Origin of the sequence: Idiomarina sp., assembly GCF_048260185.1 — a bacterium.
Taxonomy (GTDB): domain Bacteria; phylum Pseudomonadota; class Gammaproteobacteria; order Enterobacterales; family Alteromonadaceae; genus Idiomarina.
On the sequence record NZ_JBLXHB010000004.1, the window covers coordinates 154,490 to 174,614 of the forward strand.

General features: G+C 47.7%; 21 protein-coding genes. 15 read left to right on the forward strand and 6 right to left on the reverse strand.

The genetic code is table 11. The features are described from left to right. Positions 1 to 34: 34 nt before the first annotated feature. From ACN0RF_RS10160 to ACN0RF_RS10180, 5 genes are all read left to right on the forward strand, one after another. Positions 35 to 757 (forward strand): SDR family NAD(P)-dependent oxidoreductase, encoded by a 723-nt coding sequence (locus tag ACN0RF_RS10160; protein WP_417438913.1) that lies wholly within the window; start codon positions 35 to 37, stop codon positions 755 to 757. Between the two features lie 69 nt (positions 758 to 826). After that, a complete protein-coding gene (locus tag ACN0RF_RS10165) occupies positions 827 to 1,066 on the forward strand; it encodes a YqaE/Pmp3 family membrane protein (protein ID WP_417438914.1) in 240 nt (79 codons plus the stop codon). Further along, a complete protein-coding gene (locus tag ACN0RF_RS10170; RefSeq protein WP_417438915.1) occupies positions 1,063 to 1,710 on the forward strand; it encodes a DUF2959 domain-containing protein in 648 nt (215 codons plus the stop codon). Before ACN0RF_RS10165 ends, ACN0RF_RS10170 begins: the two co-directional genes overlap by 4 nt. A gap of 15 nt (positions 1,711 to 1,725) precedes the next feature. Next, complete coding sequence (locus ACN0RF_RS10175; RefSeq protein WP_417438916.1) at positions 1,726 to 2,244, forward strand: NADPH-dependent FMN reductase; 519 nt, start codon at positions 1,726 to 1,728, stop codon at positions 2,242 to 2,244. Beyond that, complete coding sequence (locus ACN0RF_RS10180; RefSeq protein WP_417438917.1) at positions 2,244 to 2,744, forward strand: MgtC/SapB family protein; 501 nt, start codon at positions 2,244 to 2,246, stop codon at positions 2,742 to 2,744. Before ACN0RF_RS10175 ends, ACN0RF_RS10180 begins: the two co-directional genes overlap by 1 nt. Here ACN0RF_RS10180 and ACN0RF_RS10185 read toward each other — a convergent pair. Next, the gene (locus tag ACN0RF_RS10185) at positions 2,741 to 3,355 is read right to left on the reverse strand and encodes a TetR family transcriptional regulator (protein ID WP_417438918.1); all 615 of its coding nucleotides are present in this window, start codon (positions 3,353 to 3,355) and stop codon (positions 2,741 to 2,743) included. The genes ACN0RF_RS10180 and ACN0RF_RS10185 overlap by 4 nt on opposite strands. 179 nt (positions 3,356 to 3,534) lie before the next feature. Here ACN0RF_RS10185 and ACN0RF_RS10190 point away from each other — a divergent pair, with 179 nt between their 5' ends. After that, a complete protein-coding gene (locus ACN0RF_RS10190; RefSeq protein ID WP_153850151.1) occupies positions 3,535 to 3,816 on the forward strand; it encodes a DUF3081 domain-containing protein in 282 nt (93 codons plus the stop codon). After that, positions 3,813 to 4,478, forward strand: coding sequence for a PAQR family membrane homeostasis protein TrhA (gene trhA / locus ACN0RF_RS10195; RefSeq protein WP_417438919.1), 666 nt, complete (start codon positions 3,813 to 3,815; stop codon positions 4,476 to 4,478). The genes ACN0RF_RS10190 and trhA overlap by 4 nt, the downstream gene beginning before the upstream one ends. 75 nt (positions 4,479 to 4,553) lie before the next feature. Here trhA and typA read toward each other — a convergent pair whose 3' ends face one another. Further along, on the reverse strand, positions 4,554 to 6,395 hold the full coding sequence (gene typA / locus ACN0RF_RS10200; RefSeq protein WP_011235663.1) for a translational GTPase TypA: 1,842 nt from the start codon (positions 6,393 to 6,395) through the stop codon (positions 4,554 to 4,556). Between the two features lie 310 nt (positions 6,396 to 6,705). Between typA and glnA the strand changes: the two genes are divergently transcribed. The 6 genes from glnA (at position 6,706) to ACN0RF_RS10230 (ending at position 13,786) form a co-directional block, all read left to right on the forward strand. Continuing rightward, positions 6,706 to 8,115: a glutamate--ammonia ligase gene (gene glnA / locus ACN0RF_RS10205; RefSeq protein ID WP_011235662.1), complete on the forward strand. Its 1,410-nt coding sequence runs from the start codon at positions 6,706 to 6,708 to the stop codon at positions 8,113 to 8,115. Positions 8,116 to 8,139: 24 nt separating this feature from the next. Beyond that, positions 8,140 to 9,261 carry a nitrogen regulation protein NR(II) gene (gene glnL, locus ACN0RF_RS10210; protein WP_417438920.1) on the forward strand — a complete coding sequence of 374 codons (1,122 nt, stop codon included), beginning with the start codon at positions 8,140 to 8,142 and terminating at the stop codon, positions 9,259 to 9,261. Beyond that, a complete protein-coding gene (ntrC, locus tag ACN0RF_RS10215; protein ID WP_417438921.1) occupies positions 9,251 to 10,657 on the forward strand; it encodes a nitrogen regulation protein NR(I) in 1,407 nt (468 codons plus the stop codon). The genes glnL and ntrC overlap by 11 nt, the downstream gene beginning before the upstream one ends. 89 nt (positions 10,658 to 10,746) lie before the next feature. Next, a complete protein-coding gene (locus tag ACN0RF_RS10220) occupies positions 10,747 to 11,427 on the forward strand; it encodes a response regulator transcription factor (RefSeq protein ID WP_342487881.1) in 681 nt (226 codons plus the stop codon). 92 nt (positions 11,428 to 11,519) lie between these two features. Then, entirely contained in the window at positions 11,520 to 12,785 is a 1,266-nt protein-coding gene (locus ACN0RF_RS10225) for a sensor histidine kinase (RefSeq protein ID WP_417438922.1), read from the forward strand. Beyond that, on the forward strand, positions 12,782 to 13,786 hold the full coding sequence (locus tag ACN0RF_RS10230) for a lysophospholipase (protein WP_417438923.1): 1,005 nt from the start codon (positions 12,782 to 12,784) through the stop codon (positions 13,784 to 13,786). The genes ACN0RF_RS10225 and ACN0RF_RS10230 overlap by 4 nt, the downstream gene beginning before the upstream one ends. Here the strand turns inward: ACN0RF_RS10230 and ACN0RF_RS10235 are convergent. Next, a complete protein-coding gene (locus tag ACN0RF_RS10235) occupies positions 13,776 to 14,705 on the reverse strand; it encodes a cation diffusion facilitator family transporter (RefSeq protein ID WP_417438924.1) in 930 nt (309 codons plus the stop codon). The two genes, ACN0RF_RS10230 and ACN0RF_RS10235, sit on opposite strands and share 11 nt — an antisense overlap. Positions 14,706 to 14,759: 54 nt before the next feature. Between ACN0RF_RS10235 and trmL the strand changes: the two genes are divergently transcribed. After that, positions 14,760 to 15,224 carry a tRNA (uridine(34)/cytosine(34)/5-carboxymethylaminomethyluridine(34)-2'-O)-methyltransferase TrmL gene (gene trmL / locus ACN0RF_RS10240; RefSeq protein WP_417438925.1) on the forward strand — a complete coding sequence of 155 codons (465 nt, stop codon included), beginning with the start codon at positions 14,760 to 14,762 and terminating at the stop codon, positions 15,222 to 15,224. On the opposite strand, the gene ACN0RF_RS10245 is transcribed toward trmL, so the two are convergent. Then, positions 15,208 to 16,548: an ABC transporter substrate-binding protein gene (locus ACN0RF_RS10245; RefSeq protein WP_417438926.1), complete on the reverse strand. Its 1,341-nt coding sequence runs from the start codon at positions 16,546 to 16,548 to the stop codon at positions 15,208 to 15,210. The two genes, trmL and ACN0RF_RS10245, sit on opposite strands and share 17 nt — an antisense overlap. Before the next feature lie 298 nt (positions 16,549 to 16,846). Here ACN0RF_RS10245 and ACN0RF_RS10250 point away from each other — a divergent pair, with 298 nt between their 5' ends. Further along, positions 16,847 to 18,523, forward strand: a complete 1,677-nt coding sequence (locus tag ACN0RF_RS10250) for a cyanophycinase (protein ID WP_417438927.1) — start codon at positions 16,847 to 16,849, stop codon at positions 18,521 to 18,523. A 102-nt stretch (positions 18,524 to 18,625) separates the two neighbouring features. Here the strand turns inward: ACN0RF_RS10250 and pyrE are convergent, their stop codons facing one another. Together pyrE and rph are read right to left on the reverse strand one after the other, a co-directional pair. After that, positions 18,626 to 19,270, reverse strand: coding sequence for an orotate phosphoribosyltransferase (pyrE, locus tag ACN0RF_RS10255; protein WP_417438928.1), 645 nt, complete (start codon positions 19,268 to 19,270; stop codon positions 18,626 to 18,628). 36 nt (positions 19,271 to 19,306) lie between these two features. After that, positions 19,307 to 20,020 (reverse strand): ribonuclease PH, encoded by a 714-nt coding sequence (gene rph, locus ACN0RF_RS10260; protein WP_126782790.1) that lies wholly within the window; start codon positions 20,018 to 20,020, stop codon positions 19,307 to 19,309. Between the last annotated feature and the right edge of the window lie 105 nt (positions 20,021 to 20,125).

Consider the following 20,125-nt stretch of genomic DNA (forward strand, 5'->3'; position numbering starts at 1 on the left):
AACGTAATAACTATCATGATAGAGAGCAGTGCAAATGGCAATGGTGGTATTAGGTGCCGGTGGTGGATTAGGCCGGGCAATTACTCTGGAACTACGCGAGCAATACCCTGATGAAACGATATTCGCGCTGTCGCGGCAGCCTGAGGTTTCGGTACCAGAATCGACAGATGTAACCTATTGCCAAGTAGAAGACTATGATGAGAAAGCGCTTGGCGACTGGGTGCGTGAGTTTAAAAATAAGGGTGAGCAGCTAAGTGGCGTCGTATCAACTATAGGTATGTTGCATGACGAAGAAACCTTTCCGGAGAAAAAACTGACCGATATAACGGCAGATAATTTGAATAAGTTATTTTCCGTTAACGCAGTGAAACCGATGCTGGCGCTTAAAGCTTTTTTGCCAATTCTTGACAGAAAGAAGACCCGCTTTTGGGTACAGTTGTCAGCAAAAGTCGGCAGTATTGAGGACAACTATTTAGGCGGCTGGTATGCCTACCGCTCAAGCAAAGCCGGGCTAAACATGCTATTGAAAACAGCTTCAATAGAGTTAAAACGTACTCATAAAAACCTGACGGTGGCAGCAATACATCCGGGCACAACGGATACCCGTTTGTCGGAACCTTTCCAGGAGCGAATATCCACCGACAAACTGTATTCACCTGAACTCTCTGCAGAGCGCATTGTAGCTGTTGTGAAAAACTTAAAACCGGAACATACCGGAGCGTTATGGCACTGGGATGGTAGCCGTTTACCTTACTGATTTAGTTTGCTTTTTTAAAAGGAATGTCTCTTAATTGGTAAGAGGCATGTTAAGTGCAAGGAGAACACTATGTTATATATTTTAGCTATTTTGCTTCCGCCCATCGCAATTTTACTTACCGGTAAAATCTTTCAGGCGATATTCAATGCCATTATCGCCATTGTCGGCGTGGTGCTGTTTATTGTTTCGCTTGGTGCTCTGGGCGCTCTTTACATTATCGCTATACTTCACGCTATTATTGCGGTGCATGGTTATCATCGGGACAAACGCGACGAACGTATTATTAAAGCTGCACGAGGTGACAAATGAGAAAATGGACATTGCCGTTGGTAGCGGCCTTCATGCTGTCAGCATGTCAAAGTGCTTACTACGGCACTATGGAAAAATTCGGCGTAGAAAAGCGCGATATTCTGGTCGATAGAGTGGACGATGCGCGCGACTCGCAAACCGATGCTCAGGAAGAGTTTCGTTCAGCGCTAGAGCGGCTGGACGCCATGCTGGATATTGATGGCGGTAACCTGGAAAAACAATACAATGCGTTGCTTGATGATTACGAAGACAGTAAATCAGCAGCAGAGAGCGTTCGCAACCGTATCGACGAAGTTGATGAAGTAGCTAATGACTTATTCGACGAGTGGAGCGAAGAGCTGGGTGAATACAGTAACGACAACATGCGTCGTGAAAGTGAGCGACAGTTGCGTGAAACTGAGCGTCGCTATGCTGAACTGCTTAGGGTTATGGAACGCGCGGCAGATAAGATGCAGCCGGTTCTGGATAAAATGCAGGATAACGTGCTTTATCTTAAGCATAACCTGAACGCCAAGGCGATTGACGCTATTCGTGGTGAATTCAGTAATCTGCAAAGCGATATTTCCGTATTAATAAAAGATATGGAAGCGGCCGTAACCGAGTCGAACCGCTTTATTGAAGCTATGAAAGACTCTCAATCTTAATGAGCAGGAGATAATATGACCGTTTTATTTATTGGTGGTAGCCGCCGCAAGGATTCGCTTAATACCAAACTGAAACACCGCTTAGCCGAAGTGGCTGATAAACATGGTATTCGCTATGAGCTGGTTGATGCTGATGCTCTGGACGCGCCGATTTACCATGGTGACTTAGAAGCCGCCGATGGAGTGCCTGAGTCGATGAAAAGCTTAGGTGAGAAAATTCAGTCAGCATCGAAAGTTGTTCTGGTGAGTCCGGAATATAATTCATCGGTGTCGCCGCTGATAAAAAATGCAATTGACTGGGTATCACGACTTGATAGTCAGGCCTGGGCTGGTAAAACGGTGTTATTGGCCGCAGCTTCACCCGGCGGTTTAGGCGGCTTGCGAGCCGTAAGTCATTTACGCGATATTCTTGCCAATGTTCAGGCCTGGACGGCGCCTTTGTGCGCGAGTTGCCCTAAGGCCAGCGATGAGGCTATTGCGGCAATGGATGAAAGTTTTCTGATGCAATTTCTAGAACAAGGAGAGGCTGGTTAGTGATTGACTGGCAAGTTGTTGAAGAGTTAGGCCCTTACTCATGGAATGGCATAGGCACCGCACTGCTATGTGGTGCCATTGTGGGGCTGGAGCGTCAGGTTAGAGGAAAGCCCGTTGGTATAAGGACTGCGGCACTCATCATCTTAGGAACCTATTTGTTTTTGGTTGGTGGTTCTTCAGCAGTTGGCGAAAGTGGTGACCCATCGCGGGTTATAGGCCAAATTATTACTGGCATCGGCTTTCTTGGCGCCGGGGTTATGCTGGCACGGGACGGCGTTGTGGTTGGTGTCACATCCGCTGCAACTATTTGGGCGCTGGCAGCCATCGGTATTGCGGTTGGTCTTGGTATGTACGGAGTTGGTATCGTGCTGTCGTTGGTTATTGTTGGTGTACTGCTGGGTGTTGATTTACTGGAGGACACTTTTCAGTCTTTGACCCGCGGCGTGCATCGGAAATACAGTGGCTGGCGCCGTAGCCGCGGTGACAGTAATGAGCCTTAACGTTTTAAGCCATTAACGTAGCTATCGATAGCCTGGTTGCCATACTCAACCAGAGGAAAGTAATCAGGCGCGAGTAGCCAGTTGTAAATAAGGCCGTCGACCAGAGAGAATAAACCAATAACCGCCACGCGGGAGTGGACTGTTGGTGCAAGTTCATTGCTTTTTATCGCAGTTTCAAAAAGCTTTTCGACGTCGCAAATACACTCGTTGCGGCCGCTTATATGTCTTAATTTGATAGGGTTTACTTCGTCAATGTATTCACATTTGTGTAAAAGAATACTGGCTAAGGAGCGTACCTGATCATCGTCCTGAACACGGCGAATAAACTCTTTAGAGCGTTCTTTGACTTCAATTAATGGATCAAATTCGGAGCCTTCAGCAACTTGTTCCCGCATTTCATCAAACGGCAGCTTAACGCGCCCCATGAGAGACTCAATCAAGTCCATTTTATTCTCAAAATGATGGTAAATTGCACCGCGAGTGACGCCTGCTTTCTCTGCCACTTGCATCATTGACGTTTGAGTCACACCTTTTTCGCTGAATAAAGCTTCAGCAGCATCTAACAACTTGGCGCGGGTCTCCATTGCGTCTTCTTTTGTGCGTCGAACCATTTCGGGCTCCTATTTCTTAACATCCGTTCATTATTATAACGGTTTTTGTCTAATCATGCACCTATGTATGTATATTCTGATACAAGGATTTTAAAACAAATAGGGAAAAGCGGTTGTCGAATGGACATTCGACCCTAATAATAAGGGTATACATTTAGTTAAAAACGCTGAGGTGTGTGATGAAAAACGAACTTGATAACAAACTGATGTTGGATGCGTACGAAAAGATACACACTCATGGTGAAGCTCGTCAGGGTCGCCATTATTTAGACGGCATAGAAGCTTATACCGACCACGACGGTTATACGGTCTTTCTGGAAGGGCATGGGGTTACGCTTACCCTGCAGTTTCATAATTCTTACAACCTGAAATACGACAATGAGAGACAGTACGACCAATTTATACGGGCTCTTAAGAACATTAGCAAAGGCTATGAAACGCCGGGACTAGAGAGAGGATGAGTCTGGATAAAGCTTACACCGTAAAGGAAGAGGTGGCTCATGCGTTAACTCATGGCGTTGGTGCTGTTTTGAGCATTGTTGCCTTAGTTTTCATGTTGGTCTGGGCTGCCGCTTATGGTGATGCCTGGCACGTTGTCGCTGCGAGTATCTATGGTGCCAGCCTTATTCTGCTTTATACCGCCTCAACGTTATATCATGCGTTTCCCTGGCCAAGAATAAAAGCGGTCTTCCAACAGCTTGATCATGCTGCTATTTATATTCTAATTGCCGGTACCTATACGCCATTTGCTTTAATTAACTTAAGAGACGCATGGGGCTGGACGCTGTTGAGTGTAGCCTGGGGCATTGCTCTTTTGGGTGTGTTTCTTGAATTGGGTGTGAAAAAACGAATTAAGTGGCTATCGCTTAGCTTATACCTGGGAATGGGGTGGATGGCATTAATTGCCATTAAACCGATGATTGATAACGTAGACAGTGGTGGATTAATGCTGCTTGTTGCCGGTGGTTTAGCTTATACGCTGGGCGTTATTTTTTATGTATGGAAGTCGTTGCCATATCACCATGCTATCTGGCATTTGTTCGTGCTGGCTGGCAGTGTTTTCCACTTCTTTTCGATTTTCTATTTCGTGCTGCCGCAACCGGAATTGCTCAGCGCCGGTTAGCTTTTAGCTGAATTTCAGACATAAAAAAGCCCGCTAAATGTAGCGGGCTTCTTTGATTAAAGACTTAGTCGTCTATTAACCGTTTTTCGGCTCACGACCTAAACGTTTACGATCGTTTTCTGTCAGTGCGCGTTTACGAATACGAATAGACTCTGGTGTCACTTCGACCAGCTCATCATCGTTGATAAACTCAAGCGCCTGTTCCAGCGTTAAACGAATTGGCGTACTCAGCGTTTGTGCTTCATCAGTACCTGATGCACGAACGTTGGTTAACTGCTTACCTTTCAGACAGTTTACTGTCAGGTCGTTTGAACGGTTATGAATACCGATGATTTGGCCTTCATAAACTTCATCACCGTGTGATGCAAATAACTTACCGCGTTCCTGCAGGTTAAACAGTGAGTAAGTCAGAGCTTTACCCTGAGCATTTGAAATCAGTACACCGTTGCTACGCTGACCGATGGTTCCGCCTTTGTGCGGACCGTAGTGGTCAAACGTATGGTACATAAGGCCAGTACCTGAAGTCAGTGTCATGAATTCTGTCTGGAAGCCAATCAAACCACGGCTTGGTACTTCAAAATCAACGCGAACGCGACCTTTACCGTCTGGTGTCATGTTGGTCATTTCAGCTTTACGCAAGCCTAATTTTTCCATTACGGCGCCCTGATGCTGCTCTTCAATATCAACCGTCATGGTTTCATAAGGTTCCATTTTCTTACCATCTTCGTACTTGATGATAACTTCTGGACGAGAAACGGCTAATTCAAAACCTTCACGACGCATGTTTTCAATAAGAACACCTAAGTGAAGCTCACCACGGCCAGATACGCGGAAACGATCCGGGTTGTCAGTCTCTTCAACGCGTAATGCTACGTTATGAACCAGCTCTTGCTGCAAACGTTCAAGAATTTGACGAGAAGTAACAAACTTACCTTCTTTACCTGCGAAAGGAGAGGTGTTTACCTGGAAGGTCATAGTTACTGTTGGCTCGTCAACTGTCAGTGGCTTCATAGCTTCAGCTTTACCAACTGCACACACGGTGTCGGAGATTTTTAGCTCGCCCAGACCGGTAATTGCGCAGATGTCGCCTGCTGCAGCTTTGTCCGCTTCAATGCGGTCAAGACCCAGGTAGCTAAAGACTTTACCAATTTTGCCGTTACGTTCTTTGCCGTCGGCTCCAACAATAGTCACCTGCTGGTTAACTTTAACGCTACCGCGGGTAACACGACCAATACCAATAACGCCTAAGTAGCTTGAGTAATCAAGCTGTGACACCTGCATTTGCAGGTCGCTTTCAGGGTCAGCATCGGGATGGCTTACCTTACTAACGATAGTTTCGAACAATGGCGTCATGTCGCCGTCTTGATCTTCTATGTCTAATGATGCCCAGCCGTTAAGCGCTGATGCGTAAACTACCGGAAAGTCCAGCTGTTCGTCAGTAGCGCCCAGGTTATCGAATAAGTCGAATACCTGATCCATTACCCAGTCAGGGCGTGCGCCCGGACGGTCAACTTTGTTGATAACAAGAATAGGGTTCAAACCATGAGAGAAGGCTTTCTGCGTAACAAATCGAGTTTGAGGCATTGGACCGTCAACGGCGTCAACCACTAACAATACCGAGTCTGCCATAGAAAGTACGCGTTCAACTTCACCACCGAAATCGGCGTGGCCTGGTGTGTCCAGAATGTTGATACGGTAATCTTGCCAGTTAACCGCGGTGTTCTTGGCGAGGATAGTAATACCACGTTCTTTTTCAAGATCGTTGGAATCCATAATACGGTCTTCTATTTCGCCACGGCTTTCTAAAGTGCCAGATTGTTGCAACAACTTGTCGACTAGGGTGGTTTTACCATGGTCAACGTGCGCGATAATCGCGATGTTGCGTAATTTTTCTATATCAAATACCTGAATTGTCATTAAGAACTGCCTGTAGTTGTCCGGGAATGAAACCCGTCCAAGGGGTTTTGTGAAAAATAGCGGCGTATTCTACCTTTTTGAGTTGGATTAAGAAAGACCTGATTGTTTTTTGTTCGTTATATTTTTATGACGTTATTCTAAAGCCTTACTTGCGCACCAATATTGTGCATTATGCGCTATACTGGTGCGTATTAATTTATGCATTATAATGCTAAATAAACTAACTTTATGAATATAAACAAAAAAGTCAGTTGGCACAGGCTTTGCTATACTCAAGCTGTATTTTTAGACGCTGTCTACGGAGGACAACATGTCAGCTAATAAGATTTTCGATACCATCAAAGAACACGACGTAAAATTCGTCGATTTACGCTTTACCGATACTAAAGGTAAAGAGCAACACGTCACTATTCCGGTGTCGCAAATCGATGAAGACTTCTTTGAAGAAGGTAAAATGTTTGATGGTTCATCTATTTCCGGCTGGAAAGGCATTAACGAATCAGACATGGTACTGATGCCAGACAACGAGTCTGCGGTGATTGACCCCTTTACTGATGAAGTCACATTAAACGTACGTTGTGACATTCTTGAGCCGGAAACTATGCAAGGTTACAGTCGTGACCCTCGTTCAATTGCCAAGCGTGCGGAAGACTTCCTGCGTTCATCAGGCATTGCAGACGACGCTTACTTCGGTCCGGAACCTGAGTTCTTCCTGTTTAACGACGTGCGTTTCCACACAGATATGAGCGGTTCGTTTTACAAAATTGATGCTGAAGAAGCGAAGTGGAACTCCGGCCGTGAATATTCAGAAGGTAACCTGGCTCACCGTCCTGGCGTAAAAGGCGGTTACTTCCCGGTACCTCCGGTAGACTCAGCACACGACATTCGTGGCACCATGAGCTTAGTAATGGAAGACATGGGTATGGTTGTTGAAGCCCATCACCACGAAGTAGCAACAGCAGGCCAGAACGAAGTGGCTACACGCTTCAATACTCTTACTAAGAAAGCTGATGAACTGCAGGTTTATAAGTACGTGGTGCATAACGTTGCGCATTCTTACGGCATGACCGCAACCTTTATGCCGAAGCCACTGGTTGGTGATAACGGCTCTGGTATGCACGTGCACATGTCACTGAACAAAGGCGGCGAAAACTTATTTGCCGGCGACCAGTACGCAGGCTTGAGTGAAACGGCGCTGTTCTACATTGGCGGTATTATTAAGCACGCACGTGCCATTAACGCCTTTGCGAACGCTTCTACTAACTCGTACAAGCGTCTGGTTCCTGGTTTTGAAGCTCCGGTCATGCTGGCTTATTCTGCCCGTAACCGTTCGGCTTCTATCCGTATTCCATTGGTTTCCAGTGCGAAAGGTCGCCGTATTGAAGTGCGCTTCCCTGACCCAAGTGCGAACCCATATCTGGCCTTTACTGCCTTATTAATGGCTGGTCTTGACGGTATCCGTAACAAGATCCACCCTGGCGACGCTATGGACAAAGATTTATACAATCTGCCGCCTGAAGAAGCGAAAGACATTCCGACCGTTTGTCATTCATTAGAAATGGCTCTGGACGCGCTGGATAAAGACCGCGACTTCCTGAAGCAAGGCGGCGTTATGGACGACGATATGATTGATGCTTACATCGATCTTAAGTACAACGAAGTAGAAACGTTGAAGAAGACTACCCACCCGGTAGAATTCGATATGTACTACAGCGTTTAATGGTTACTGGCCGGGTAAGGTGTCTTGCCTTACCCGGTTGCACCAACTTGGTGCGTAATTTATCCTGCCTTCGTGAACGATAGCGCGCTACTTAACCAACTACTCACAGGCATACTCATCCTCGATGATCGCCTGACCATCCGTTACGTCAACTCGTCTGCTGAATCCTTGCTCGATCACAGTGCAAAACGCCTGTTAGGCGAACCTTTCACTGCGGCTTTTTACCAATGTTCGCTGGCATCGGAAACGCTGATGGAGTGTCTCAATAGCGAGCAAACGGTACTGAATGCGGAAGCTCAGTTCGCGCTGCATTCCGGGCATAATATTCGGGTGGAAACCAGCATTCAGACAGTAGAGCAACCGTTTGGACGTGCTTTGCTACTGGAATTAAAACAAGTAGACCAGTTGCGGCGAATAAATCAGGAAGACCAACAGCGTAATCAGCTATTTGCTACTCAGCACTTACTGCGCGGTATGGCGCATGAAATAAAAAACCCTCTGGGAGGATTACGCGGCGCGGCGCAGTTACTGGCGCGGCAACTTCCGGACGAGAGCCTGACAGAGTATACGGACTTGATCATCAGCCAGTCGGACCGGTTAAGGTATTTGGTCGACAGGTTACTTGGGCCGGTAAAAAGGGGCGAGTCGAAGGAGACCAATATTCACGAGGTACTGGAAAGAGTTGCCAGAACTTTGGTGTACGAATATGGCGACTCGCTTAATTTAGTTCGCGATTACGACCCGTCACTGCCGGATATTCAGGTGGTTGCGGAAGCTTGTGAACAGGTATTTTTGAACATAGCCCAAAATGCAGCACAAGCGATGTCGGGCGAAGGCAGCATTACGATTAAAACCCGGGTAGAGCACCAGTTGACTCTGTTTGGACAGCGCTATCGGCAATGTGCAGTGGTTACTTTGACCGATAATGGACCCGGTATACCGCCGGAGTTGCGCGATACCCTGTTTTATCCGTTGATAAGCGGTCGAGCCGAAGGAACCGGGCTTGGCTTGTCGCTGGCACAAAACTTAGTGCATCAGCATAAAGGGAAAATTGATTTTGATTCCAGCCCCGGGAAAACTCGATTTTCAGTGTATCTGCCTTATCTTTCTGCAGACAATGGTAATGAGGTGACGGATGACCACTAATGCTCAGTTATGGATAATTGATGACGACGACTCGATTCGCTGGGTACTGGAAAAAGCCTTTGCCGATAGCCGCTATCACGTGCGCAGTTTTGCCAATGGTGAAGATTTTTTCACAGCATTAAAGAGTGATAAGCCAACCGTCGTTCTAACCGATATCCGTATGCCTGGAGAAAACGGCCTGGCTGTACTGGAGCGGTTGCATCAGACCGAGGCGCATTTGCCGGTTGTTGTTATGACGGCGCATTCCGATCTTGAGACAACGGTAAAAGCGTTTCAGGGCGGCGCATTCGAGTATCTGGCAAAGCCTTTTGATATTGATGAAGCTATTACCGCCGTTGACCGTGCTTTGCAGCATGCCAGACAAAGTGAAAATGCGCCCGCGGAAGTGGATGCAAACTCAGTTCCCGAACTTATTGGCGAAGCTACGCCTATGCAGGACGTGTTTCGTGCTATCGGGCGCTTGTCGGGCTCAAGTGTTAGTGTGCTGCTTACTGGGGAAACGGGTACCGGCAAAGAAGTTGTCGCGCGAGCTCTGCATAAACACAGCCCGCGGACGGATAAGCCCTTTATTGCACTTAACATGGCAGCAATACCCGCCGATTTAATTGAGTCGGAATTGTTCGGGCATGAGCGAGGTGCCTTTACCGGAGCCGACCGTAAACGCGTCGGGCGGTTTCAGCAAGCCGACGGCGGTACTTTGTTTCTGGATGAAATTGGCGATATGCCGTTACCGGTTCAGACCCGGCTGCTGCGTGTTCTGGCCGAAGGGCAGTTTTATCCGGTGGGAGCGTTGCAACCGGTAAAAGTGGATGTGCGTGTTATTGCTGCCACCCACCGGGAGCTGGAACACTTAGTTAACCAGGGCACCTTCCGGGATGACCTTTATCATCGTCTTAACGTTATCCGTTTGCGGCTGCCGCCTCTGCGTGAACGCGCGGAAGATATCGATACCCTGGCCAGACACTTTCTTAAAAAATCGGCCGAAGAGTTGAATGTCACACCAAAAACGTTGTTAAATGAAACGCTTAGTACATTAAAGGGTTACAATTGGCCTGGTAACGTCCGACAATTAGAAAATACCTGTCGTTGGTTAACGGTTATGGCGCCCGGGCAACAAATTAGCCCCCGCGACCTGCCCGAAGACATTTTGGTGCCCTCAGAGCCTGTTCTGGCAGAGTTAAAAGGTGAACAGACCTGGTTACACTTTTTGCAAACTGAGCTGGAGCAGCACCCTTTAAATTCGCAGGATGTTCTGCAAAGTTATCAGCAGCAGCTGGAGCTGATTGCGTTACAAACCGCGTTAAAGCGCTTCTCCGGACACAAACAAAAAGCAGCTGCATGGCTGGGCTGGGGAAGGAACACTTTAACGCGGAAATTAAAAACTCTGCTAAAATAAAAAGTGTAAAGTAAAAGTTATGTAAAGAGGGTCGTATCCACCCCCGGCATTTTGGATCATAGATTTATTTCTGGAGAGAACAACTACTTATGAGACATTCCGTACTACTCATTGACGATGATACTGAAATGTCTGTCATGCTGACAGAATTGTTTAAACGTGAATCTGTGGATTTAAGTGTCGCTGAAGATGGTGTCACTGGCCTTGATAAAGCACTTAACGGTGACTACGAACTTATTTTGCTGGACGTTATGTTACCCGGTATTGATGGTATGCAACTTTTGCAACGGTTGCGCCAACAACATCGGGATACCGCCGTCCTGATGCTAACGGCTCGTGGTGACGATGATGACCGGGTTATGGGGCTTGAGCTTGGTGCAGATGATTACCTGCCAAAACCTTTTAATCCACGAGAGCTGGTTGCCCGTGTAAGAGCTCTGCTGCGTCGTACGCCAAACACGACCATGCAGAATGAAAGCCTGAACGTTTGCGGCATTGTGCTGGATCCGGCTACTACCGAAGTGAAGTGCGATGACGCTGAACTGATACTGACACCAACCGAGTTTGATATTTTGCGTTGCCTGATGCAGCAGGCCGGTCAGATGGTCAGCAAGGATCAGCTTTCGGTTGCGGCGCTGGGACGAAAAATGGAACCCTTTGACCGCAGTCTGGATGTGCATATCAGTAACATCCGGAAGAAATTCCCGGCCAAACCTGATCGCATTCAAACCATACGAGGTCGCGGCTACCGACTGATTGCAAGCTTATGAAAAACCGGCGTACGCGGTGGTACCGATCGCTTGCTCTGAGATTACTTTTCATTTTTTGGGCGCTGCTTTCGGTCACGGCGGCCAGTGGTTATTTGTTAGCAGTTTGGAATAAACCCAAAGCTGAACTTAAACCACTGGATCCGGAGATTCATCAAACTTTACAGCCTCTGTTGAGCGATGCCCTAACCTTTCACTCGTTACAACCTGGTCGGCTTATTGCCGGTGACTACCGTGTTGCCGCGCAGTTATCGGTGCAGGGCAGCGAGAAGCTGTTAATGGATGAAATGCTGCGCGTGAGTCATGGTTCCACGCTACTGCGTATGCTGGGTCAGGATTCACCTCAGCAGATTCCTCTGGATGAACGTTTGCTAATGGGTCCGTTCGAGCTCGACGGAAATAAAATTCTGGTGACTAAACCTTTAGGCATTGAGGAGCAGGTTGACCGTGAAAAACTGGAAGCTGAGTCGACTCGTGCGCGCATACTGACTTTGCTGGTCGGCAGTGGTTTACTTGCGGTCTTGCTGGGTATTTGGCTTATTCGCCCTATACGACGAATGATTCTGGCAATGCGCGAAGTGGCTGACGGTAGTGCAACACCAGAACTGAAACGCTTACCTAAACGCGGCGACGAAATTGGCGAACTGGCAAGGGCTTTATCGCAGGGCGCTATCGATTTAGCAACCTCACGCGACGCACAACGACGCTTACTCAGCGACGTATCACATGAGCTGCGCTCTCCTATGGCACGTATGCAAGTGGCTCTGGATTTAGCCGACTGCGACGAGAACGACTCCAATTGGCAACAACTGCGCCGCGATACTGAACGTCTTAGTGTGATTATTGAACGTATCCTTTCACTCTCTAGGCTGGAGAATGGACTGGTTGATCTGAACCATGAAAGTCTGGATAGCGGTGAACTGGTGCAGCAGCTTATTAACGATATGTGTTATCAACACCCCGAAGTACGGGAGCGCTTGCTGCGTCACGGCAGTAACTGGCCGGTTATTGATACTGACCCTGAATTGCTGCGGCTGGTTCTTGAAAATATTGTCCGTAATGCGCTGCACTACACCGAGGATAACGTTGAGCTTTCCTGTGACGATTACGGTAAAGGCTGTCATATACGTATTCGGGACCACGGCCCGGGGGTTGATGAAGGTACCATAAGTAAACTGTTTGTACCTTTTTATCGCGGTGACCCGGCGCGACACCATAAAGCTGGCGTTGGTCTTGGTTTAGCCCTGAGTCATCGCGCGGCCGCTGTTCTGGGTGGCGAATTAAAAGCTCATAATCACTCTGAAGGGGGACTTGAAGTCGTGTTAGACTTACCCAAAAGTCAGCCTGAACAGAAAGAATGAAGCAACCGCCTAGTACACAACAACGCCCTGCAGACGACACGCCTGAATGGCTTGAGTTTTTTAACACTCAAGTCGAAGTCTTTTGGGAGCAGCAAGTTACCTCTGAGTATTTTACTGCATTTGATGGTATCAAATTACACTTTGCCTATTACCGACATAGCGACTCCGCACCCTTAGTGGTTATTGCTCCGGGGCGAATAGAGTCCGCACTGAAGTATCAGGAGTTGTTCTGGGAGCTGGCACAGCAGGGCTTTTCTGTTGCGGCACTGGATCATCGGGGGCAGGGATTGTCGGGGCGTCTGACGGCGAACCCTCATCAGGGGCATGTCGAGAGCTTTAACGACTTTGTACGTGACTTTTCGGACTTTACCGACCTGTTAATGGCACGATTTGGCGATGTACCCAAAATACTGTTTTCTCATTCGATGGGCGGAACAATAGCGACCATTTACTGTGCCACCTACCAGCACCCTTATAAAAAGCTGATACTCTCCGCTCCTATGTTCTCCATAGAAACAGGAATAGTTCCTTATTGGCTTGCGCGTTGGATAGTTTTTGCGGGAGCCTGGCTAAACCGCTGGCTGGCAAAACCCTGGTACTTTCTCGGCATGGGAAATTACAAGCCGGTGCCTTTTGAAGATAACGTTCTGACGCACAGCCGACAGCGATATAAGGCATTTCGGGATGTTTACGACAATGTCTCGGATGTTCAGCTAGGCGGACCCACATTTAACTGGCTGTATGAGGCCATCAGTGCCGCTATCAACGCACAGAAACTGGCCAATGACATCACTATTCCGGTCATTCTGTTTCAGGCCGGGAATGATAAAGTGGTTTCCGCTTCTGGACAAAAGAAGGTAGCTGCTGCGGTTACCCGAGACCACTTTCGGTTCGAGACTATTAAAGGTGCGTCGCACGAGCTGATGATGGAGACAGACAAGTTTCGTCAACCTGTGCTGGACGCGCTTATTGAAGAAACCCGGAAGCTTGTTAACGCTTAAGTGAGCCTTCTACCACGGCGACAATTTCAGGATCCATGTGGACAATAATATCGGCGCCCGGGAAAGCTTTCATCAGTTGCGCTTCAACATCGTCGGCAATGGCGTGAGCCCGTAATAAAGACAATTCGTTGGCCAGTTCAATGTGCAACTGAATAAAGCGTACCGGCCCGGCTTCCCGTGTGCGTAGACCGTGAAAGCCCCTGACTCCGTCTACTGCCATTGTGATATTAGCAATCTGCTCTTGTAGCTCTTCTGACAACTCGCGATCCATCAGTGCCTGAAATGCATCCCAACCAATACGAACCGCACCAATAATAAGGTAAACCGCAATGCCCATGGCAAAAATACTGTCAGCCCAAAGCCAGCCATAGCTACTTAAAATTAACGCCACAATAACGGCTAAGTTCAGCAGTATGTCCGACTGATAGTGAAGATTGTCAGCCTGCACGGCCTGAGAGTTGGTATGGCGAATAGCCATACGCTGAATAACAATTAAAACAAAGGTAATGACAATAGCGATGGCAGAAACTGCGATACCGTAGCCCACTTTAGGCACACTGCCGCCCTGCATAAACTGTTGGACGCTGTGGAAAATAAGCAGCATGCTGGAACCGGAGATGAAGGCGCTTTGCGCTAACGCCGCCAGGGACTCGGCTTTACCGTGACCGAACCTGTGCTCTTCATCTGCTGGTTGCAAAGCGTAGCGAATCGCGAAGAAACTGAATATGGAAGCGCCGCTGTCTAAAATTGAATCGGTGAGAGATGCCAGCATACTGGCGGATTCGGTCTGGAACCAGGCAAAAAGCTTAATGGTAATTAGGATTATGGCAACGATAACCGACGCTGTACTAGCCAGTCGCACCCAAAAAGCATAATTCTGTTGGTAGTTTTTCTGATTTGCCACAGTACCGGTACACATTTATAAAAGATATTCTGCTATTCTACCGCTTTTACCCAAGTGATGAAAACGACCATGTTACACCTTGTACTGTTTGAGCCTGAAATTCCCCCTAATACCGGCAATGTTATTCGTTTGGCGGCGAACACGGGCATGTCCTTGCATTTAATTGAGCCGTTAGGGTTTGAGCTGGATGAAAAAAAAGTACGCCGGGCGGGTCTTGATTATCACGATTTAGCTTCTGTGAATATCCATAAAGACTGGCAGAGCTTTCTGAATAATACCTCGTTTAATCGCATTTTTGCGTGCACAACCAAAGGTAAGACAAATTACTCTGCAGTGGCTTATGAGGCCGGCGATGTTTTGTTGTTTGGCCCTGAAACTCGCGGACTGCCAATGGAGGTCCTGGAAACTTTTCCACAAGAGAATTGGTTGCGGTTGCCAATGGCGGATACCAGCCGAAGCCTTAATTTATCCAATTCAGTGGCTATTTTTGCCTATGAAGCCTGGCGCCAGAATGATTTTACAGGCGCTCGTTAATTTGCCGTTTAGCCCTTTCTTCAATTGTCTGTTCGAACAGCGTGTTATCAAACAGCTGACGAAGCGCGCGGCCTCTGTTGTTATCGGAAAAGGCCACGAATAAAGGTTGCGGGGCGGACAGTTTCTTTTTCTTATAAGGCTTTTCGGTCCAGTCAGGCAGGTTGTCTTTGTAGTCTATTACCGCACTGACTCTTTCCATATCCAGCAGTGCAAAACAGTCCAGTGAATTGGATGCGCGGTAAAAGGGTTGGTCAGTATCCACTAAGGTTTGCATGAAGCGGGGACCGGATACGCAAATAGGACCATCATTCGGCTGTTCAAGAGTGAAAAGGAAAATGCTGTCGTCGTAGGCAATATGATATTTAGACAGAATAATATTTTTAATTTTTTGATCAGAACGAACACCGATTAACGCATCGGCACGACCTTCCTGTAGTAATTGAATACTTCTCTGCCAACTGCTGACAACTGTATTGAGCCTGGGAGTAAAGGTTGGAAATACGGATTTAGCCAAATTCCATAATTTGCCCGTGCCGTTTGCATTCAGTAAGCCCTGGTGTATGGCTCCTACAACCGTCAGTTGCTCAGGACGCTTTATGGGCTGTATTGGTGTTTCCAGGGTGACACCATACTGCTCGCGCAGTGCCTTCATCCGGCCGTTGTCGCGCATAGTTTGCAGGTGGTAAGTCAGTTGGGGAATAAGTCTGGCATGGTCCTCGTTCAGATAATGAAAACCAATCTCCGTAGATAACTTATGAGTAATTAAATGGGGGTTATCTTTCAGCTCTGAATTTTCAAATTGAAAATCCCCCATAAATGCCATTTGAATGCGCCCCGAATCGAGTAGCTTTACCACTTGCTCAATATCAATAGGGGTGACAATAGACGGTTCATAAGGCAGGTTTTCGACCAATTGGGTAATTGAGTCCATGCCGTTAACATAGGCCAGACTTTCCATTTCTGACAATGGGCAGTAGCCACAGTTACGACGATCGGCTACCGCGATAATATCAAAAGTAAATAATGGAAAGGGTACCCGGCGCAGGTGTCGGCGTTTGTCTTCCAGTAAAGCGGTTCTGCCCAGCTCCCCGGCGATGGTACCTTCAGTAGCCAACTGCTCACCTCGTAAGCGGGGAAGTTCGACGTACTCGAGTTCAATACCGAGTTTCCCGTAAGCCTCTTCAAGCACCGCTGTTACATATTGCGTAAAGGGACCTTCCTCGGGAGCACGGAAGGTCAGTTTCTGCTCTGAGAAGGCAAAACTGGTCATCGGGAGCAGGCCCGAGAGCAGTAACAGAACGCAAAAACGTAACGGTGACTTCATAACAACGCGTGTGATCTTATTTCATAAAAGAGAGGTTAGTATAGCAGTGTTCAGATGCTCGTCACGAGCCCTGAAAATCATTTATTTTCATAGAGTTACGTTTGTTAACAGCGGGTTTACTATAGCGTATTACATAAGTTATTTCTGCGAGAATTTTAGGTCTGTCTATAATAAATGCGTTAATCTATTGTCCTATATTTGACAGTTAGGTCGTTAACGCTCTAGCGTTGCAGCCTGTTGATTTTGTTAGTTGAAATATTCTAGCGGTGAAAGCCGTCGGTAACTAGGGGTTTTATTTATGGTTAAGTCGTTGTTTTCCTTGCTCTCTTTGGCGGCATTGTCATCAGCTTTTGCGGCACCGTCAAATGCTGCCGATGATGATACGTACCGACATTTATTGTTGGCTGGTGGTGGTTTGACGGCCTGTTCCAGTTTCGCGTCGGATAACTGTGATGACGCTGACTGGATAGATAAGGAAACGATGCGTACCGACAGATATTTAAACCTGTCGAAAAAGTTTCGTTCGAAGGCAACGGCGGAATCGGTTTGGCCTACTTACCGTGAAGAGACTCGCAAAAAAGTCGCTGACGCGCTGGAGTTAATTCACGACCGTTTAAAAGAGGACATTGTTCCGGAGCGCGTTTTTCTGCGTGAGTTTACCCGGCGGGCGACACAACAGCTTTATAACTCGTTGTCAGATGCAGAATGGAACCGGATTATTGATTTAATCGAGCTACCAGTTCCGGATTCTGCACGCGAAGTGGTTAATCTGGATGAAAATCTCAAAGGTGAGTCAAAAGCGATTTTCCAGCGCTTTGTTGAAATGGCTCAGTCAGTTGCCGGAGAGGATCAGAAGCCGAAGGTGTACTTTCTGACGTCGGCATCACGTAACCCGTACGATGAGATAGATTTTTACAATAGTGTATTTGAACAGCTGGGAGCAGAGGTACATTGGTTGCCGCTGGATTCAGCCTTAGTTAAAGCTCAGCGTGAAGGCCGTTGCGATGAATTGGCAAAAATTCAGCAAAAGCAATTAGGTGCTTATGAGCGTGACCGTGTGCATAAAGACCGGTATCAGGAGCAAGTCGCTTTTTGTAAGGACTCTGACGCAGCTGCAGAAATGCTAGCCGACGCCGACGGACTGTTCTTTAATGATGGTGACCAGAACCTGATTCGTTCAACCTTTATTAAGGCGAATAATGAACCCGGTGATGTGCTGAAGACAATTATTGCAGCCGTGCAACAGAAGGAAGTGGTTATTGGCGGAACAGGTGCCGGCACAGCGGTTATGACCTCTAAGCCTATGATTTCTAATGGTACAACGGCTCAGGCTATAAAGGAGGGAGCTATTGCTTCTGATCCACCTCCATTTGGATGCGATTTAGATACGACTTGTCCGCCGAATGTTGGGCCCGATAGCCTGACTTATCATCCGCTGGGTGGGTTAAGCTTGTTTCACTATGCCACATTGGATACTGAGTTTTCTGAACGTGGACGTCAGGGGCGCTTAATGCGTTTGGCGGCTTCGAGCTCAACGCCATTGTCTATTGGTATTGACGAAAACACCGCAATGGAAGTGAATTTAGAGAGCGGTGCTTTTGGCATTATTGGTGAGCGTGGCGCATTTATGGTGGAAGATGCGCAAGGAACCGATAAAGCCGTAGCTGCTACGTTTCATTATCTGGTCGCCGGAGCATCGGGGGTTATTTCACCTTATGGTCTGCAGACGACAGAGTTTGCGGAAGGCGATGATGTTGTTCAGGAAGAGCCTACTACGAACTTCTTAACCGACCGCGGCTTAATTGATTCCATGCGTATTTTGTGTGGCGAGCGTAAGCAGGTTAGCTTGCTGAATAAAGACTTCCGCCTAATTGCACAGCGCGGGGAGTCCAGTCGCGTACAGTCTTCAGGTGGCGAATGCCAGATTGTAAACGGCAGCATTGGTATTGCCTGGCAGCCACAGGAACAGCTGTAGCGGCAGGGAAACTGGGGAAACGAGTGCTGAGGTGCGTAGCCTGACATTCATGTCAGGTGAGATATTGGACCTGACGTAAACGTCAGGCTACGCATATTCGTATCAGGCGATGCCGAACTCGGCGCGATAAGCTTCAACTTTGGGTAGATATTCCTTAAAGGTGTCGTCATTTTTCAAGAAGTTGATCACGTCATTTAAGCTCACAATGCTAACCACCTGAGCGCCAAAATCACGCTCAACTTCCTGAATAGCTGATAACTCGCCTTTGCCTTTTTCCTGACGATCCAGAGCAATCAGAACACCGGATAATTCTGCGCCGTTGGCTTCGACAATTTCCATGGCTTCGCGAATTGCTGTGCCGGCGGTAATCACGTCATCCACCAGCATCACTTTGCCTTCCAGCGCTGAGCCCACCAGGTTACCGCCTTCGCCGTGGTCTTTCTTTTCTTTACGGTTAAAGCAATATGGGGTGTCCTGCTGATGGTGGTCATATAAGGCGACCGCTGTGGCAGTGGCAATTGGAATGCCTTTGTAAGCCGGGCCAAAAAGTACGTCAAAATCGATACCGGAGTCGACCAGCGCGGCGGCATAAAAGCGGCCTAAGCGGGCTAAGTCAGAACCTTTATTAAACAGCCCAGCATTAAAAAAGTACGGGCTGGTGCGGCCGGACTTTAAGGTAAATTCACCAAACTTTAATACGCCACGCTCTATGGCAAACTCAATAAACTCTTTTTGATACGCTTTCATTGCCTGCTTATTCCTCGCTTACGTTTATACTGAAGCTTACGCCAACGCTTGTTTCTGAATATCAATTAACTCGCGAATGCTGTGACGAGCCATTTCGACCAGGCTGTTCATTTCGTCAAAACTAAAGGCTTCGCCCTCGGCTGTGCCCTGAATTTCGATAAACTTGCCGGCTTCTGTCATAACTATGTTCATGTCGGTATCGGCTTTTGAGTCTTCAATGTATTCCAGATCGCTGACCGGTTCGCCGTCTAAAATTCCCACTGAAATTGCCGCGACCATTTCTTTTAACGGGTTTACTTTGACCATGCCCTGGCCGCGCATCCAGTTCAGCGCGTCAACTAAAGCGACACAAGCGCCAGTGATAGACGCGGTACGTGTGCCACCGTCGGCCTGAATCACGTCACAGTCGATAGTAATGGTGTGTTCGCCTAATGCGCTCATGTCGATGCAGGTACGCAGCGAGCGACCAATTAGGCGCTGAATTTCTAAGGTGCGACCACCTTGCTTACCGCGGGAAGCTTCGCGGGCGGAACGGGTATGAGTTGCGCGTGGTAACATGCTGTATTCAGCGGTAACCCAGCCCTGGCCTTTACCTTTTAAAAAGCGCGGAACGCCGCGCTCTACCGATGCATTACAAAGCACCTTGGTTTCGCCAAACTCAATTAAAACCGAGCCTTCTGCGTGTTTGGTAAAGTTACGGGTAATGGTTACCGGTCGAATTTGTTGTGCCGTACGGCCACTTGGACGCATGTCATCTCCTTACTGAGTGAATGTCGCGATGTATAAATTGAGCGCAATTGTAGCAGAATTGGACGATTAATGGATCGCGATTCGCGCAGCAACGTATTACACTAG